The sequence below is a fragment of the Nonomuraea mangrovi genome (assembly GCF_042681425.1).
GTDB classification, from domain to species: domain Bacteria; phylum Actinomycetota; class Actinomycetes; order Streptosporangiales; family Streptosporangiaceae; genus Nonomuraea; species Nonomuraea mangrovi.
This window is the reverse complement of record NZ_JBHUFV010000003.1, coordinates 673,832-690,039: the sequence shown is the minus strand read 5'-3', so window position 1 is coordinate 690,039 and position 16,208 is coordinate 673,832. Positions and strand designations below refer to the sequence as shown.

14 protein-coding genes are annotated in these 16,208 nt (G+C 70.4%); 8 read left to right on the top strand and 6 right to left on the bottom strand.

What is annotated here, in order from left to right:
• A complete protein-coding gene (locus ACFSKW_RS03390) occupies window positions 1-1,524 on the bottom strand; it encodes a peptide MFS transporter (RefSeq protein ID WP_379568964.1) in 1,524 nt (507 codons plus the stop codon).
• 124 nt (window positions 1,525-1,648) lie between these two features.
• Between ACFSKW_RS03390 and ACFSKW_RS03385 the strand changes: the two genes are divergently transcribed.
• From ACFSKW_RS03385 to ACFSKW_RS03375, 3 genes are all read left to right on the top strand, one after another.
• Window positions 1,649-3,478 (top strand): AMP-dependent synthetase/ligase, encoded by a 1,830-nt coding sequence (locus ACFSKW_RS03385; protein WP_379568962.1) that lies wholly within the window; start codon window positions 1,649-1,651, stop codon window positions 3,476-3,478.
• Between the two features lie 67 nt (window positions 3,479-3,545).
• Entirely contained in the window at window positions 3,546-4,580 is a 1,035-nt protein-coding gene (locus ACFSKW_RS03380; protein ID WP_379568960.1) for a hypothetical protein, read from the top strand.
• A 101-nt stretch (window positions 4,581-4,681) separates the two neighbouring features.
• Window positions 4,682-5,170, top strand: coding sequence for a hypothetical protein (locus ACFSKW_RS03375; protein WP_379568958.1), 489 nt, complete (start codon window positions 4,682-4,684; stop codon window positions 5,168-5,170).
• 89 nt (window positions 5,171-5,259) lie between these two features.
• Here ACFSKW_RS03375 and ACFSKW_RS03370 read toward each other — a convergent pair whose 3' ends face one another.
• The gene (locus ACFSKW_RS03370; protein ID WP_379568956.1) at window positions 5,260-6,465 is read right to left on the bottom strand and encodes a cysteine desulfurase-like protein; all 1,206 of its coding nucleotides are present in this window, start codon (window positions 6,463-6,465) and stop codon (window positions 5,260-5,262) included.
• 54 nt (window positions 6,466-6,519) lie between these two features.
• Here ACFSKW_RS03370 and ACFSKW_RS03365 point away from each other — a divergent pair, with 54 nt between their 5' ends.
• Window positions 6,520-7,377 carry an aldo/keto reductase gene (locus tag ACFSKW_RS03365; RefSeq protein WP_379568954.1) on the top strand — a complete coding sequence of 286 codons (858 nt, stop codon included), beginning with the start codon at window positions 6,520-6,522 and terminating at the stop codon, window positions 7,375-7,377.
• 67 nt (window positions 7,378-7,444) lie between these two features.
• The gene (locus ACFSKW_RS03360) at window positions 7,445-8,344 is read left to right on the top strand and encodes a hypothetical protein (protein WP_379568952.1); all 900 of its coding nucleotides are present in this window, start codon (window positions 7,445-7,447) and stop codon (window positions 8,342-8,344) included.
• Between the two features lie 126 nt (window positions 8,345-8,470).
• Here ACFSKW_RS03360 and ACFSKW_RS03355 read toward each other — a convergent pair whose 3' ends face one another.
• Window positions 8,471-9,625 (bottom strand): RtcB family protein, encoded by a 1,155-nt coding sequence (locus tag ACFSKW_RS03355; RefSeq protein ID WP_379568950.1) that lies wholly within the window; start codon window positions 9,623-9,625, stop codon window positions 8,471-8,473.
• 522 nt (window positions 9,626-10,147) lie between these two features.
• Here ACFSKW_RS03355 and ACFSKW_RS03350 point away from each other — a divergent pair.
• Both ACFSKW_RS03350 and moaA read left to right on the top strand, forming a co-directional pair.
• On the top strand, window positions 10,148-10,654 hold the full coding sequence (locus ACFSKW_RS03350; RefSeq protein WP_379568948.1) for a calcium-binding protein: 507 nt from the start codon (window positions 10,148-10,150) through the stop codon (window positions 10,652-10,654).
• A gap of 259 nt (window positions 10,655-10,913) precedes the next feature.
• Complete coding sequence (gene moaA, locus ACFSKW_RS03345; RefSeq protein WP_379568946.1) at window positions 10,914-11,903, top strand: GTP 3',8-cyclase MoaA; 990 nt, start codon at window positions 10,914-10,916, stop codon at window positions 11,901-11,903.
• On the opposite strand, the gene ACFSKW_RS03340 is transcribed toward moaA, so the two are convergent.
• The 3 genes from ACFSKW_RS03340 to ACFSKW_RS03330 all read right to left on the bottom strand — a co-directional run bounded on the left by ACFSKW_RS03340 (window position 11,875) and on the right by ACFSKW_RS03330 (window position 14,755).
• On the bottom strand, window positions 11,875-12,825 hold the full coding sequence (locus ACFSKW_RS03340) for an LLM class flavin-dependent oxidoreductase (protein WP_379568944.1): 951 nt from the start codon (window positions 12,823-12,825) through the stop codon (window positions 11,875-11,877). The genes moaA and ACFSKW_RS03340 overlap by 29 nt on opposite strands.
• Before the next feature lie 149 nt (window positions 12,826-12,974).
• Window positions 12,975-13,637 (bottom strand): GntR family transcriptional regulator, encoded by a 663-nt coding sequence (locus tag ACFSKW_RS03335; protein WP_379568942.1) that lies wholly within the window; start codon window positions 13,635-13,637, stop codon window positions 12,975-12,977.
• Window positions 13,634-14,755 (bottom strand): CaiB/BaiF CoA transferase family protein, encoded by a 1,122-nt coding sequence (locus ACFSKW_RS03330; protein ID WP_379568940.1) that lies wholly within the window; start codon window positions 14,753-14,755, stop codon window positions 13,634-13,636. The genes ACFSKW_RS03335 and ACFSKW_RS03330 overlap by 4 nt, the downstream gene beginning before the upstream one ends.
• A 70-nt stretch (window positions 14,756-14,825) precedes the next feature.
• Here ACFSKW_RS03330 and ACFSKW_RS03325 point away from each other — a divergent pair, with 70 nt between their 5' ends.
• A complete protein-coding gene (locus ACFSKW_RS03325) occupies window positions 14,826-15,986 on the top strand; it encodes an acyl-CoA dehydrogenase family protein (RefSeq protein WP_379568938.1) in 1,161 nt (386 codons plus the stop codon).
• Window positions 15,987-16,208 lie beyond the last annotated feature (222 nt).

Sequence of the window (16,208 nt, the reverse complement as noted above, 5' to 3'; positions counted from 1 at the left end):
TTAGTGTGTCAGGGCCTGACCGGGCGCCACGTCCTCGTCTCCCATGAGCGCCTTGAGCCTGCGCACGAACATCAGCAGGAACAGGCCCGCGACGAGCGCGATCCCCGCCAGCACCAGGTAGTACTGGGTCAGCGAGAGGAAGTGCGTCAGCCGGAAGGTCTGGCCGCCGACGGCGTCGCCGAGCGCCGCGGCCAGGAACCACACGCCCAGGATCTGGCCCTTGAAGGCCGCGGGGGCGAGCTTGGTGGAGACCGACAGGCCCACGGGGCTGAGCGTCAGCTCGCCGATCGTCTGCAGGAGGTACATCACGACCAGCCACAGGATGGACACCTTGACCCCTGCGGAGGCCACGTCGGCGGCCATGGCCAGCACGACGAAGCTCAGGGCCGCCATGAACAGGGCGAAGGTGAACTTCATGGGGCTGCTCACCCTGCTGCCCCACCTGGTCAGCCACAGCGCCGCGAAGATCGGCGAGAAGACGATGACGAACAGCGAGTTGAGGTTCTGGGTCCAGCCCGGCGGGATCGTGAGACCGAAGAAGGTCAGGTCCACGCTCTTGGTGGCGAAGTCCGTCACAGGACCAGGGGCCAGGTCGAAGATCATCCAGAAGATGACGGCGGCGAAGAACAGCCAGATGTAGGCGCCGAACCTGCGTCGCTCCACCGGCGTGATGCCGTGGCCGCCGTGCATGATGTACGACAGGTAGAAGATCGTGATCAGCGCGATGATCGCGGTCACCGTCCAGGTCACGCCGTCCTCGGTGAACAGGCCCGTCACGGCCAGGAGCACGGTGAGGGCGGCGAGCGCGGCCAGACCGGCGAGCACCCATCTGACGGCCACCCGCCGCTCGTGCGGGGTCAGCGGCTGCGGCACCCGCTCGCCCGCGCCGTGCAGGCTCCGCCTGCCCATGACGTACCAGATGAGGCCGAGCGCCATGCCCACCGCCGCCGCGCCGAAGGCCAGGTGCCAGTGGGAGTCGCGGGCGAGCACGGGGGTCACGCTGATGCCGGCGAGGGCGCCGATGTTGATGCCCATGTAGAACAGCGAGAAGCCGGAGTCGCGCCTGGCGTCCTCGTCGTCCCTGTAGAGGTAGCCGACCATGCCGGAGACGTTGGGCTTGAGCAGGCCGGTGCCGCAGACGATGAGCAGCAGGCCGAGATAGACGAACAGGGGACCCCGCACCGGGACGGCCATGCTGATGTGTCCGAACATGATGATGAAGCCGCCCAGCAGGACGGCTCTGCGCGCGCCGAGCAGCCGGTCGGCCACCCAGCCGCCCGGCAGCGCCGTCAGGTAGACCATGCCCTGGTAGACGCCCACGATCGCGAAGGCCGTGGTTCCCGGCAGACCGAGACCGCTGCGGACGGCGGGGGCCATGAGGAAGGCGGCCAGGATCGCACGCATGCCGTAGAAGCTGAAGCGCTCCCACATCTCGGTGCCGAACAGCGTGGCCAAGCCCCACGGATGTCCGAAAAAGGTCTTGTCTGTCGTCCTCACACGGCCCCCCGACGACACTCTTCGCATATGGTCGACAACTGTACGTCATGGCGCGTTCTTGTCCCCTGCCCAGGTCTTGTCCGGGCTTAACGCCTTGTGGTGCGATGCATGCCACTCGTGCAAGTGAGCACTGACCAGGAGGGCGCGCGTCGTGGCCGATGTCCTTGGAGTACAGGCCGAGATCCTGCGGGAGATCGCCGGCCGTACGGTATGTGAGCAGCTCAAGCAGATCGCGGAGCGGTACCCGGACTCGCCCGCCTACTCCGACCCCGTCGACGGCGGCTGGAGCACCCTGACCTACGGCCAGGCGAGGCGGCGCGTCCTGGAGATCGCGGCCGGGTTCCTCGCCCTCGGTATGGAACCGGGCGACGCGGTGGCGCTGATGATGATCAACCGCAGCGAGCACGTGCTGGCCGACCTCGGCGCCGTCCACGCCGGCGGCACGCCCTGCTCGATCTACTCCACCTTCGCCCCCGACCAGATCGCCTTCGTCGCGGGCGACGTGGGCGCCAAGTACGCCGTCCTGGGCGGCCCGGCGGACGTGGCCCGCTGGGACCCGGTGCTCGACCGGCTGCCTGACCTCCGCAAGATCATCCTGCTCGACGGCGCGCCGGCCTCCGACCGCTTCATGAGCTGGGCCGACTTCCTCGAACTCGGCAGGGCCAGGCTCGCCGAGGATCCCGCAGCCGTCGAGGCCCGCTGGCAGGCGGTCACCGCCGACGACGTCCTCACCGTCCTGTACACCTCGGGAACCACCGGAATGCCCAAGGGGGTGCCGCTCACCCACGTCAACGTCTTCTACGAGTGCGCCGCCACCGACCGCATGACCGCCCTGCCCACCCAGGGCACCCAGATCTCCTACCTCACCTACGCCCACATCGCCGAGCGCGTCCTCAGCCTCTACCTGCCGCTGACCAAGGTCTCCCATGTGCACTTCTGCACCGACCTGGCCAACCTCGGCGCCACGCTCGGCCAGGTGCGTCCGATGATGTTCTTCGGCGTCCCGCGCGTGTGGGAGAAGATGATGGCCAAACTCCAGGCGTTACTGGCCGGTCAGCCCGAGGAGCAGCAGGAGAAGGTGCGGCAGGCCATGGCCGCAGGCCGCGCCTACATCGAGGCGGGCCAGTACGGCCACGGCGTGACGCCCGAGATCCAGGCCGCCTACGAGGCGGCCGACGCCGCGCTGCTGTCGGTCGTGCGCGGCATGATCGGCTTCGACCGTGCCGAATGGACCGCCACGGGCGCGGCTCCGCTCCCCGACGAGGTCCAGGGCTTCTTCGCCGGCCTCGGCCTGCGTGTCATCGACGTCTACGGCATGACCGAGACGACCGGCGCCTTCACCGCCAACAGTCCCGCCTGCTACAAGCTCGGCTCGGTCGGCAGGCCCGAGCCCGGCGTCGAGGTGCGCATCGCCGAGGACGGCGAGATCCTCACCCGCAGCCCGCTCAACACCCGCGGCTACCTCGGCAGGGCGGCGGAGGAGCTCATCGACGAGGACGGCTGGCTGCACACCGGCGACATCGGCACCGTCGACGACGACGGCTTCTTCAGGGTCGTCGACCGCAAGAAGGAGCTCATCATCACCGCGGGAGGGGAGAACATCTCACCCGCGGCGATCGAGAACCATCTCAAGGAGCACCCGCTCATCGGCCAGGCCCTCGCCTACGGCGACAACAGGCCCTTCCCCGTGGCCATCCTCACCCTCGACGGCGAGGTCGCCCCCGGCTGGGCGAAGGCGCAGGGCATCGCGTTCACCTCGATGGCCGAACTGGTCGAGCATCCCGACGTCGTCAAGGCCGTCGAAGCGGCCGTCGAGGCGGCCAACGCGAAGCTGGCCAGGGTGCAGCAGGTCAAGAAATGGGCGCTGCTGCCGGTGGAGTGGACGGCCGAGACCACCGAGCTCACTCCGAGCCTGAAGCTCAAGCGCCGGGTCATCCACGCGAAGTACGCCGAAGTGATCGAGGGCCTCTACACCGGGTAACACCTTTGCCAACAGGGGCGTGTGTCGCGACCCTGGTCATTGCCGGATGGTTCCTACCGTCCAAGTCATGACCAAAGCAGTCCTGCTCACATCGCTGGTGGCGGGGGCACTGACCGGTCCCGCGCTGGTCCAGGCACCCGCCACACTCGCGATCAAGGAAATCACGATCCGTCCCGGCGCCCCCGTGGTGGGGGCCCACGGCTCGGTGAAGCTGGTGATCGACGTCGTGGCCAGTGGCGCCGAGGAGAACGGCGTGACCATCAAGGTCGAGCCCGGCTCCCCTCCAGGTCCGGTACTCGGCCGCAAGCCGATCGGAAGCGGCAAGATCCTCGGTCCCGTTCCCGAGGCGCCGCCCGCGAGGGTGGCGCTGGTGCCCGTGGAGGCCGTGCCGCCGCCGGAGGACCTACCTCCCGCGTTCGCTGCGCCCAGGCCCGCCATACCCGCCCCTCCAGACGGCTGGGGTCAGCCCTCCGCGGCGGGCGGCGACGCGATGGTCGAGGACTGGCCCGCGCCCGTCGAACCGTCGTTCCCCGCCGCGCAGCCCCCGCCTCCTGGCTGGCCCGAGGAGACGACCACCCCGGCGCCCGAGCCGACGCCCAGCGCCACGCCCTCGGGCCCGGACGGGCAGCCCATCGGGCGCGACGGCGTGTGGGAGACCTGGCGCTTCCTTCCCGCCCAGGGCCTGAACCGCTTCTATCCAGCCGGCCCCTGGACCATCACGGCCACCGCCAGAGCGGAGGACGGCACCAGCGTCACCGCCTACGCCTCCTTCAACCTGCGCCGCGACACCAAGCTGAGCCCGGTGCTGATCAAGGGGATGCGCGGAGGCAGGGGTGTGCGGCTGTCCGGGTCGCTGCACAGGATCGACCCGAGCGGGACCACCGACTACGCCCCCTTCGCCAAGCAGCGCCTCGAGATCTTCTACCGGCGTGGCACGAACGGCTCGTGGCAGCGGGTGGGGACGGTGACGACCGGCGACAGAGGGCAGTTCGAGCGGCGCCTGGCGGGGAGGACGCAGGGCACGTGGCGGGTCCGCTTCCCCGGAACCGACTCGTACGCCGCCGAGCAGGCCTCAACCCTGCGCCGGGTCGTCCGTAACTAGATCGTTATCTTCTTTACTGCAACTTTTCTTTACCCTTACGCGTCATTGGCGTTGACGCACTCTGTCCCGAGCGCGTCTTCAACGGGGAGAGGAAGTTCCAGATGATGCGACGACTCGCCGCCGGCGCAGTGGCCGCCGCACTCGGCGCCTCGGTGCTCGCCATCGCAGGCCCGGCACTCGCCGATCCCGGCTACGACCGGGACCCCGACTGGGACGGCGGCCACACCAGGCTGTCGCTCGACGTCGGTCCCGAACCCGCGTGGAAGGGCCGTGGCATCTCGATCGAGGGCAAGCTCTCGGTCGAGTGCGAGGAGGACTACATCGACGGCTTCGTCTCGGTCCACCACGCGGACTACTGCAGGACCGAAGGCGGCTGGAAGCGGCTGGGCGGCAAGGGCATCGTGATCCTGTTCAGGCCGGACGGGTCCGGCCGCTGGGAGCACGTCGACACGGTCAGGACCGGCCGTGACGGCTACTTCTCCACGCGTGAGCGCGCCTGGACCTCGGGCACGTGGCGCGCGGTGTTCGAGGGCGCCTGGTACCTCCAGCCGGCCGAGGCCACCGACTGGGTGAAGGTCGTCGGCCACTAACCCGTCATCGATGAAGCCCCGGCCCCCGCATGGGCCGGGGCTCCGTCCTTTTCATCCGGCTCGCCCGGCCGCGCGGTCCCCGCGGGCCGTCAGGCGGTCAACTCGTCCAGGGCCTCCAGCAGACGCTCGACCTCCGCGCGGTCGTTGTAGTGGACCAGGCCCGCCCGCACCGCCGACCCCGTGTCCCTGATGCCCAGCGCCTTCGTGGGCTCCCAGGCGTAGCAGTGCCCGTCCCACACGTTGATCCTCCGCGTGGCCAGGTGCTCGGCGACCCGCCGGGGCGTGTGGCCCTCCACGGTGAAGTAGGCGGTGGCCGTGCGCCGCAGGGGCGAGCCGACCAGCCGTACCGGACCGAGCGCGGCCAGCCCCTTGAGCAGGTGGGCCAGCTCTGCCTGCTCGTATGCGGCGACGGCGGACATCGAGGCAAGGATCCGCGCCCTGCGCGAGCCGGTCGCCTCCGGGTCGAGGGCGGCCAGGTGCTCCACGGCCGCGGCCACGCCCGCGAGGTCGGCGAAGGGCAGTGTGCCGGTCTCGAACCTGTCGGGCACCTCGTCGGGGGAGGAGGCCAGCTTGTCGGGGCGCAGTGAGGCGAGCAGGTCCGGCGCGGCGATCACCGCGCCGATGTGCGGGCCGCTCCACTTGTAGGCGCTGGTGGCGTAGAAGTCGGCGCCGAGCGCTGCCATGTCGACGGGGCCGTGCGGGGTGGCGTGGACGCCGTCCACGTACACGAGCGCGCCCGCCTCGTGGGCGATCGCGGCGATGCCGGCGACGTCGGGGATGGTGCCGAGCACGTTGCTGGCCGCCGTCACCGCCACCAGCCTGGTCCGTTCGGTGACCAGCCGCCGGTACTGCTCGGCGGGCAGCTCGCCCGACGGCACCACGATGTCCGCATATTTCACGACAGCGCCGGCGTGTTCGGCGGCCTGGACCCACGGACGGACATTGGCGTCGTGATCCAGCCTGGACACGACGACCTCGTCACCCTCCGCCCAGGTCCCGGCCAGCGTGGCGGCGAAGCGGTACGTCAGCGTGGTCATGTTCGGGCCGAACACCACGCCCGCCGCCTCGCCGCCCACCAGGTCGGCCACCGCGGCCCGGGCCTCGGCCACGATCGCGTCGGATCGGGCGCTGGCGGCGAACGCGCCGTGCGTGTTGCCGATGCCGTAGCGGTAGGCGCCGGCGATGGCGTCGATCACGGTCTGCGGCACCTGGGTGCCCGCCGCCGCGTCCAGCCAGGCGTGTCCATCGGAGAGAGCGGGGTACAGCGCGCGTACGCGAGTGACATCGAAGCCCATGAACCACCATCTTGCAGTTGCCCTGGAGCGAACTCCAGCCAGGAGGATGTGCCCATGAAGAACCGATCCATCGCCAACGTCACCGTCAGCGCCATCGGCCTCGGCGCCATGCCGATGTCCGTGGCCGAGCACATGCCCGACGAGGCGCAGTCCATCAGGACGATCCACGCCGCCCTCGACGCGGGGATCACCCTGATCGACACCGCCGACGCCTACACGCCCACCAGCGACGAGGTCGGCCACAACGAGCGCCTGGTCGCCAAGGCGCTGGCGCTGTGGGGCGGCGACCGCGACGCCGTCCTCGTGGCCACCAAGGGCGGTCACACCAGGACGCCCGGCGACGGCTGGGGCCTGGACGGCAGCCCCGCCTACCTGCGCGGGGCATGCGAGCGGTCGTTGAAGGCGCTGGGCGTGGAGGCCATCGGGCTCTACCAGCACCACAGGCCCGACCCGGCCGTGCCGTACGAGGAGAGCATCGGGGCGCTGCGCGACCTGCTCGACGAGGGCAAGATCCTGCTGGCGGGCATCTCCAACGCCGACCCCGCGCAGATCAGGCAGGCCCACGACATCCTCGGCGGGCGGCTGGCCGGCGTGCAGAACGAGTACTCGCCCCGCTTCCGCAGCAGCGAGCCCGAGATCGACGTGTGCGCCGAGCTTGGCGTCGCGTTCCTGCCCTGGTCGCCCCTCGGCGGCATCAAGTCGGCCGCCGGGCTCGGTGACGCCCACGCGGCCTTCAACGAGGTCGCCGCCGAACGCGGGGTCTCGCCGCAACGGGTGTGCCTGGCGTGGGAACTGGCCCGCAGCCCCGTCGTCATCCCCATCCCCGGCTCCAGCCGTCCGGAGAGCATCCTCGACTCGGCCGCCGCCGTCGACCTCACCCTCACCGACGCCGAACTCGCCCGCCTGGGCTAGCTCGTCGCTAGGGTTACGTGGTGTGATTCACAGGCGACCCTTAGTGCGGGTGGTCCACGCGGACGTCATGACCTTCCCCACTGACCTGCTGGTCTTGAAGCACGCCCAGGCACTTCACGGCCTCGACAGGCACGTCGTCGAGGCCATGGCGGCCGACCACGTCCGGCTGCCGAAGGAGGGCGCGCACCTGCTGGTGGAGCCGGCGAACGGGCTGCCCGCGCGGGCCGTTCTCCTGCTCGGCGTCGTGCCGTTGTTCGAATTCGAGTACCGAGAGATCCGCCAGTTCGCCCGCAGGGCGCTCGCCGTCGCCGCGCACGTCCGGCCGGAGACCAGCGACCTCGCCCTCACGCTGCACGGGCCCGGCTACGGGCTCGACGAGATCGAGGCGTTCCAGTCGGAACTGCGCGGCCTCGCGGACTCCTTCGCCGAAGGCGCCTTCCCGCCAGGGCTGCGGACCGTGACCTTCGTCGAGCGTGACGGCCGCAGAGCGGACCGCATGAAGGTGCAGCTCGCCACGCCCCGCTCGGAGGACGCCGACAAGGCACGGGTCTTCGTCGCGATGCCATTCGCGGCTGCTTTCGAAGACCTCTTCCACTACGGCATCTCGCGGGCCATCAGGAAGGCCGGCTTCGTCTGCGAGCGCATGGACACGTTGGCCTTCACCGGTGACGTGGTCGCCAAGATGAAGGAGCGGATCGGCCGCGCCAGGCTCGTCGTCGCCGACCTCACCGACGCCAATCCGAATGTGTACCTCGAGGTGGGGTACGCGTGGGGCCAGGGCGTCCCCACCGTGCTGATCTGCCGCAAGGACACCAAACCGGCCTTCGACCTGCAGGGCCACCGCTATCTGGCCTACAACAGCATCCAGCACCTGGAGGAGAGCCTCACCGCGGAGCTGCGGGCACTGGGTGGTGAGCTGCACGCTCCTCAGGCTCACGCGACATGGGCGGGAACCGGCTCACGGTGACCTCAGCCAGGTCGGCGGGAATCCTCAGCACGGACAGGCGGGACGATGGAGCGACCCGACGTGGGAGGATCGCCCTCGCCGCGCCATGGGGGCGAGGGCACCGCCGCATGATCCCGTTCGGGAACGTCAGCCCTTGTAGTTGAAGATCTGGCGCAGCGTGTGCTGCACCTCCACCAGGTCCTTCTGGTCCGCCATCACCTGGTCGATGGACTTGTACGCCTCAGGGTGCTCGTCCACCAGGGCGGCGGCTCGGTCGGCGTTCCAGGTGCGGCCGCTCATCGCCTGGGTCAGGGAGGCCGCGGACAGCTCCCGCTTCGCCCTGGTGCGCGACATGCGGCGGCCCGCCCCATGGGAGCAGGAGTTGTACGACTCGGGGTTCCCACGGCCGCGCACGATGTACGAGCGCGTCCCCATCGAGCCAGGGATCACCCCTTCGTCGCCCGTGTCGGCCTTGATGGCGCCCTTGCGGGTGATCCAGAGCGACTTGCCGTAGTGGGTCTCCTGCTGGGTGAAGTTGTGGTGGCAGTTGATCGTGCGGACCCGCTGTCCCTTGCCGACGACCCGGAACAGGGCGTTGATCAGCACCTTGTCCATCCGGGCGCGCGAGGCCATGGCGTAGCGCTGGGCCCACAGCATGTCCTCGATGTACGCGGTGAACTCCGGGGTGTTCTGGACCAGGTAGGCGAGGTCCGGGTCCTCGAGGCTGACGGCCTGCTTCTTCATCAGATTCTTGGCGTCGACGATGTGCATCGTCGCGAGCTGGTTGCCGACGCCGCGCGAACCGGAGTGCAGCACCGTCCAGACCCGGTCACGCTCGTCGAGGCAGACCTCCACGAAGTGGTTGCCGGAGCCGAGGGTGCCGAACTGGTCGGAGACCTTCTTCGTCAGCCTGGGGTTCAGGTCGGTGTGCGGAAGCCCGAGCTCGCCCAGGGCGCGGTCCATCGACGGGTCGGCGTGGCCCTTGCCGACGCCGGCCGGGATGCGGTGCTCCACCATGGGCATCAACGCGGCCAGGGTGTCGGGCAGGTCGGCGGCGGTGAGGCTGGTCTCGGTCGCGACCATGCCGCAGCCGATGTCGACGCCCACGGCGGCAGGGATGATCGCGCCTTCGGTCGGGATGACGGAGCCCACCGTTGCGCCGATGCCGACATGCGCGTCGGGCATGAGGGCGACGTGGCCGGAGACGAACGGCAGGCGGGCGGCACGGGCGGCCTGCATGATCGCGCCATCGTCGATCTCGCTGGCCCACGACAGCAGGTTCGGTGCGGGCTGGTTCGGCATCAGGTGAATCTCCTCACTGGTTCTTGATCAGTCTGGCGTGACCAGAAAGGAAATCCCACCCATTTTACCGCTCAGGGGGATTGACAGGGCGATTCCCAATTGCCGCGCATTCGCGTCGAGGCCCGTTTCCGCGTCCCCTGCACCGCCTGCGCGCGTGTCATCCGGCCGGGGTGATCCCGTCCGCAGGCCGCCCGGAAGAGTGAAGATCAATCGACCTTCCGAACCAGCATCGTCCCAGCTCACAGCCCTCGCAAAGAAGCCTTCAGCTTCCCCCATGCTCACTGGTCCCACCACTTACGCTGGTCACCGTAATCCCCCGAATCGCGTCCGTGATCTCGGGTCACAGTCTTGTGGACCACCCCCTGCACAGGTTCTGCGGAACCGGCACACGGATGCGCGAAACGAAGCACACAAGGGGAGGCCATGAACACTCAGACAGTTTCCGGGACGGTGACCTGCATGGGGCGGACGGCGGACGCAGAGAATTCGCGAGGCGTCGCCAGGAGGATCGCCGGCCGGGCCATGACGGCCGTGGGGACGGCGGTGGCCGCGGCCGCGGTGCTGACGGTCATGGGCGTGCCCACGCTGCCGGCCGGAGCTGTGGTCCCCGGCGCCCTCACCCACGACCGCGAGCCCGGCGGCGAAGCCGCCCCGCCCATCGCCTGCACGATCACCGGAACCGCGGGGAACGACCTGCTGGTCGGCACTCCCGGCAACGATGTGATCTGTGGCCTGGAGGGCGACGACGTCCTGAACGGCGGCAGCGGCGACGACGTTCTCATCGGTGGTCCAGGCAACGACATCCTGAACGGCGGCAACGGCGACGACACGCTCGACGGCGGCCCGGGATCGGACTCCCTGGTCGGCGGCAACGGAAACGACCGTCTCAGCGGTGGTCTCGGCGACGACATCCTGAACGGCGGCAACGGCGACGACACGCTCGACGGCGGCCCTGGCACCAACATCAACAACGGCGGGATGGGGGTCGACTCCTGCACCGGCCCCACCACCGGCGTCGGTTGCTCCTGACGCCACCGATCGAGGGGCCGCGTGCGCGGACGCCTCGACCTCGTGCCACCGGCATCCGTCTGGGGCACGAGGTCGAGGCGCAACGCCGGGCGAAGGGCGTGATGGCGGGCGATCTCCAGCCCTGCCGTGCAATCCCCTTCGAGGTGGAGGCGCCGGTGTGCAGACCTGATAGGAGGATTATGGTGGGCTCCATCCATCCCGGGGAGATGGAATAGGCTGAACACGTGTTCCCCTCGATGAGCTAGGAGGTGACCGCCCTGTGCTGAAGGACGCGTTCGGCCGGGTGGCGACCGACCTTCGGGTGTCCCTCACGGACAAGTGCAACCTGCGGTGTACCTACTGCATGCCGCCCGAAGGCCTCGACTGGCTGCCCAACGCCCAGTTGCTGACCGCCGACGAGATCGTCCGCCTGGTCACCATCGGCGTCGAACGCCTGGGCATCACCGAGGTGCGCTACACGGGAGGCGAGCCGCTGCTGCGCCGCGAGCTGGTCGACATCGTCGCCCGCACCGCGGAGTTGCGCCCCAGGCCACAGGTCTCCCTCACCACGAACGGCATCGGCCTGGCCAAGCTCGCCACGTCGCTGGCGGGGGCGGGGCTCGACAGGGTCAACGTCTCCCTCGACACCCTCGACCGCGAGACGTTCAAGCGTCTGGCCCACCGCGACAGGTTCGAGGACGTCATCGCGGGCCTGGAGGCCGCCGACCAGGCGGGCCTGCGGCCGGTCAAGGTCAACACCGTGCTCATGCGCGGCGTCAACGAGCACGAGGCGGTGCCGTTGCTGCGCTTCTGCCTGGACCGCGGATACGAGCTGCGCTTCATCGAGCAGATGCCGCTCGACGCCCAGCACGGGTGGAGCCGCGCCGACATGGTGACGGCCGACGAGATCCTCGCCCTGCTCACCGGGGCCTTCGAGCTGTGCCCCGACGACCTGGAGGAGCGCGGCAGCGCCCCCGCCGAGCGTTTCCTCGTCGACGGCGGGCCGTCCAGGGTCGGTGTGATCGGCTCGGTGACGCGCCCGTTCTGCGGGGCCTGCGACAGGGTGCGGCTGACCGCCGACGGGCAGATCCGCAACTGCCTGTTCGCCAGGGAGGAGTCCGACCTCAAGGTCGCGCTGCGCGACGGCGCCACCGACGAGGAACTGGCCGAGCGCTGGATCGCCGCCGTGCGCGGCAAGCGTCCCGGCCACGGCATCGACGACCCGTCGTTCCTGCAGCCCGTCAGGCCGATGTCGGCCATCGGAGGCTGATCAGCCTCCGGTAGGAGTCGAGGCGCCGGTCGAGATCGTAGGTGTTCATCGTCACCAGCACCTCGTCGGCTCCGGTCCTGTGGACGAGGTCGCGCAGCCGGTGGGCGACCTGCTCCTCGGTGCCGTGGATCTGGCCTTTCAGTGCGTCGTCGAGGTGGCCGCGCTCGCGTTCGGTGAGCGTCATCGCCTGGATCTCCGCCACCGGGCGCAGCGGGGGGAAGACGCCGCGCGTGCGGGAGTAGGCGGTCGCCCACGCCTCGGGCAGCTGCAGCAGGTGCGCGTCGTCGCCGACGGCGATGTTGGCCGCCACGATCACGTACGGTGTGCCCTTCACGTTCTCCCTGTAGCGCCTGACACCCTCCTCCACGCGCCCGCCGCCGATCACCAGCGGCAGCCCGAGCTCGGCGGCGACGTCGGCCCCTGACCCGATCGCCAGCACGAACGCGGGCACCTTCCTGCCCTCGGACGGCATGGCGTGCACCCCATGCCTGCCGGAGGTGAAGTAGTCCAGCAGTTCCTCGATCTGGGCGCGGAAGTCGTCGGCGTCCTCCTTGCCGTGGCCGAGAGCCCGCCTGATCCCGCCGGTGAACCCGACCGACCTGCCCAGGCCCATGTCGATCCGCCCGGGGTACAGCGCGTCCAGCACGCCGAACTGCTCGGCGACCACGAGCGGCTGATGGTTGGGCAGCATCACCCCGCCGGTCCCGACCCTGATGCGCGAGGTGGCCGCGGCGACGGCGGAGGCCAGCACGGTCGGCGCCGAGCCCGCGACGCCGGGCACCGCGTGGTGCTCCGAGACCCAGAACCGGTGGTAGCCGAGCTCTTCGGCCTGCCGGGCGAAGGCGACGGTGTCGCGGAGCGCCTGCGCGGGGTCCTGGCCGTGCCGGACGAGGGACCGGTCGAGAATCGACAACTTTGTCACCTTCGGTGAAACACCTCCGGTCCGGGAGGATTCCCGTCTGTACGGCGTACCCGGTTGTGGAGGCCATCCATGCGGACCCGAACGGCCGGTCGAGGCGCCCGAGCAGCCCGCGCAGGGGGACCGGCTGAACGCGCCGCCCCGGCGGAGGGTCAGCCGTCGAGGACCGTGGACAGGGCCGTCACCGCGTGCGCACGGTGCTCGTCGAGTCTGAGCACCGCCGCGTCGGCGTCCCCTGCCCGCAGCGCGTCGAGCACCCCGCGATGCTCGGTCACGACCCGCTCCCTGTTGCCGCCGTCGCCGTAGTACATCGACCGGTAGGCGTCGGTCGCGTCCCACAGCGTCCTGATCAGCCTGACCAGCCGCGGCATCCCCGAGCACTCGAAGAGCGTCAGGTGGAACACCCTGTTGGCGGCCGCCATCTCCTGCACCTCGCCCGCCGTGGCCGCCCGCTCCACCTCCTCCTGCGCCCGCTCGAGCCGCGCCAGGTCCTCCGCCTCCAGGCGCGGTACGGCCTGCCGTACCGCCTCCTCCTCCAGCAGTTCCCTGATCCGGTAGACCTCGCGCAGATCGTCGAGCGACAGGGTCTCCACGAAGTAGCCGCGATGCGCCTGGTAGGTGACCAGGCCCTCGCCGTGGAGCGTCTTCAGCGCCTCCCGCAGCGGCACCCTGCTGACGTCGAACTCCTCGGCCAGCGCGTCCTGCCTGATCGGGCTGCCGGGGCGCAGCCGCCCCGTGGTGATGGCCCTGCGGAGCTCGCCGAGCACGAACTGCTGGGCCGTGGGCGGCCTGCGCCGTTCCTCAAGCGGGCTCATCGCCCCAATATCTCACGGACCCACGCCGAGTCCCGCCCGAGCTCGGGAGGGGCGAGCCGGTAGGAGGCGGGCGTCGAGCCGAGAGCGACGGGGTTGGCCACCTGACCGTCCACGACCGGCTCGAACCCGAGCGAGGAGGCCAGCGCGAAGGCTCCGGCCACGTCGTTGATCGGCCCGCACGGCACGCCCGCCGCGGTGAGCGCCTCGAACCACTCGTCGGCGGTCCGCGCGGCCAGCGCCGACGACAGCTCGGGCACCAGCACCTCCCGCGCGTCCACTCTGGCCGCGTTGGAGGCGTAGCGGGCGTCGGAGGCCAGGTCGTCGCGTCCGAGCACCGCGCACAGCGCGCGGAACTGCCTGTCGTTGCCCGCGGCGATGACGATCGGCCGGTCGGCCGCCTCGAACACCTCGTACGGGACGATGCTGGGGTGCCGGTTGCCCATCGCGCGCGGCACCACCCCCGCCGCGGCGTAGGCGGAGGCGTGGTTGGCCAGCGCCGACAGCAGCGAGGTCAGCAGCGAGACCTCCACGCGCTGTCCTTGCCCCGTCGTGTCCCTGTGGCGCAGCGCGGCCAGCACCCCGAACGCCGCGTGCAGCCCGGTGATCACGTCGACCAGCGCCACGCCTGTCTTGGTGCCCGGACCCTCGGGCTCGCCCGTCACGCTCATCAGCCCGCCGACCGCCTGCACGACCAGGTCGTAGCCTGGCAGGTCCGCTCCCTTGCCGGCGCCGAACCCGGTCACCGAGCAGTAGACGAGGCCGGGGTTGAGCTCGCGGACCGCCTCGTAGCCCAGTCCGAGGCGTTCCATCGTGCCGGGCTTGAAGTTCTCCACCAGCACGTCCGCCCTGGCCGCCAGCGCCCGCGCCACCTCCAGGTCGGCGGGGTCGCGCAGGTCGAGGGCGATCGACCGTTTGTTGCGGTTGACGCCGAGGAAGTAGGTCGCCTGCCCGTCGGCGTACGGCGGGCCCCATGCCCGCGTGTCGTCGCCGCCTTCGGGCCGTTCCACCTTCACCACGTCGGCGCCCAGGTCACCCAGCAGCATCGTGGCGTAGGGGCCGGCCAGCACCCTGCTGAAGTCGGCCACCAGCAGTCCCGACAGCGCTCCTGAAGTCTCCATAGGCAAAGCACCCTATGCTGTGCCATGTTGGATATTCAATATTGGATCCAATTCTTCGGAAGGCTGAACCATGCACCCCACCGCCCTGTTCGCCGTCGACGGCCTGCTGACCGAGGAGGAGCGCGAGATCAGGAGCACCGTCAGGCGCCTGTGCGACCGCGAGCTGCGCCCCAACCTGACCCAGTGGTTCGAGGAGGGCAGGATCCCCGCGCGGGAGCTGGCCCGCACGTTCGGCGAACTCGGCGTCCTCGGCATGCACCTGGAGGGCTACGGCTGCCCCGGCCTCGGCGCGGTCTCCTACGGGCTGGCCTGCCTGGAGCTCGAGGCCGCCGACTCGGGGCTGCGCAGCCTCGTCTCCGTCCAGGGCTCCCTCGCCATGTACGCCATCTGGCGCTACGGCAGCGAGGAGCAGAAGAACGAGTGGCTGCCTGCCATGGCCGCCGGCGAGCGCATCGGCTGCTTCGGCCTCACCGAGCCCGACTTCGGCTCCGACCCCGCCAGGATGCGCGCCAACGCCAAGCGCGACGGCGGCGACTGGGTGCTGAACGGCACCAAGATGTGGATCACCAACGGATCGGTCTCCGACGTGGCCGTCGTGTGGGCGCAGACCGAGGACGGCATCCGCGGCTTCCTCGTCCCCGCGGGCACGCCCGGCTTCACCACCAGGGACCTCAAGCACAAGATCTCCCTGCGCGCGAGCGTCACCAGCGAGCTGGTCCTCGACGGCGTACGGCTGCCGCAGGAGGCCATGCTGCCCGGCGCCAGAGGACTGTCGGGGCCGCTGCGCTGCCTGAACGAGGCCAGGTTCGGCATCGTGTTCGGCGCGATGGGCGCGGCCCTCGACTGCCTGGAGACGGCGATCGCCTACGCGGGCGAGCGCGAGGTGTTCGCCAGGCCGCTGGCCTCCTTCCAGCTCACCCAGGGCAAACTCGCCGACATGGCGCTCGAGCTGGGCAAGGGGCTGCTGCTGGCCGTCCACCTCGGGCGGCTGAAGGAGGCGGGCACGCTCACGCCCGAGCAGGTGAGCGCGGGCAAGCTCAACAACGTGCGCGAGGCGCTGGAGATCGCCAGGACGTGCAGGACCATCCTGGGCGCCAGCGGGATCACCCTGGAGTATCCGGTGATCAGGCACGCGGTGAACCTGGAGTCGGTGCTCACCTACGAGGGCACCTCCGAGATCCACGCCCTGGTGCTCGGCAAGGCGCTGACCGGCCACGCGGCCTTCGCCTGACCGGCGGTCGGTGCCGGGCGGTCCGGACGGCCTTCGCCTGACGGGCGGTCCGTGCCCGAAGGCGCGGGCGGCCGTCGTCGTGCCCGCGCAGCCGTGGTGCACGACGGCGGCCACCTGCGCCGTCGTCGTGCACCACGACGGCGGCCACCCGGCCGGGCAGCTGCCGCCTGCCGAAGCCCGCCCGCACCGGCGGTGCGCCTGCGTCCGGGGACGCCACCGACT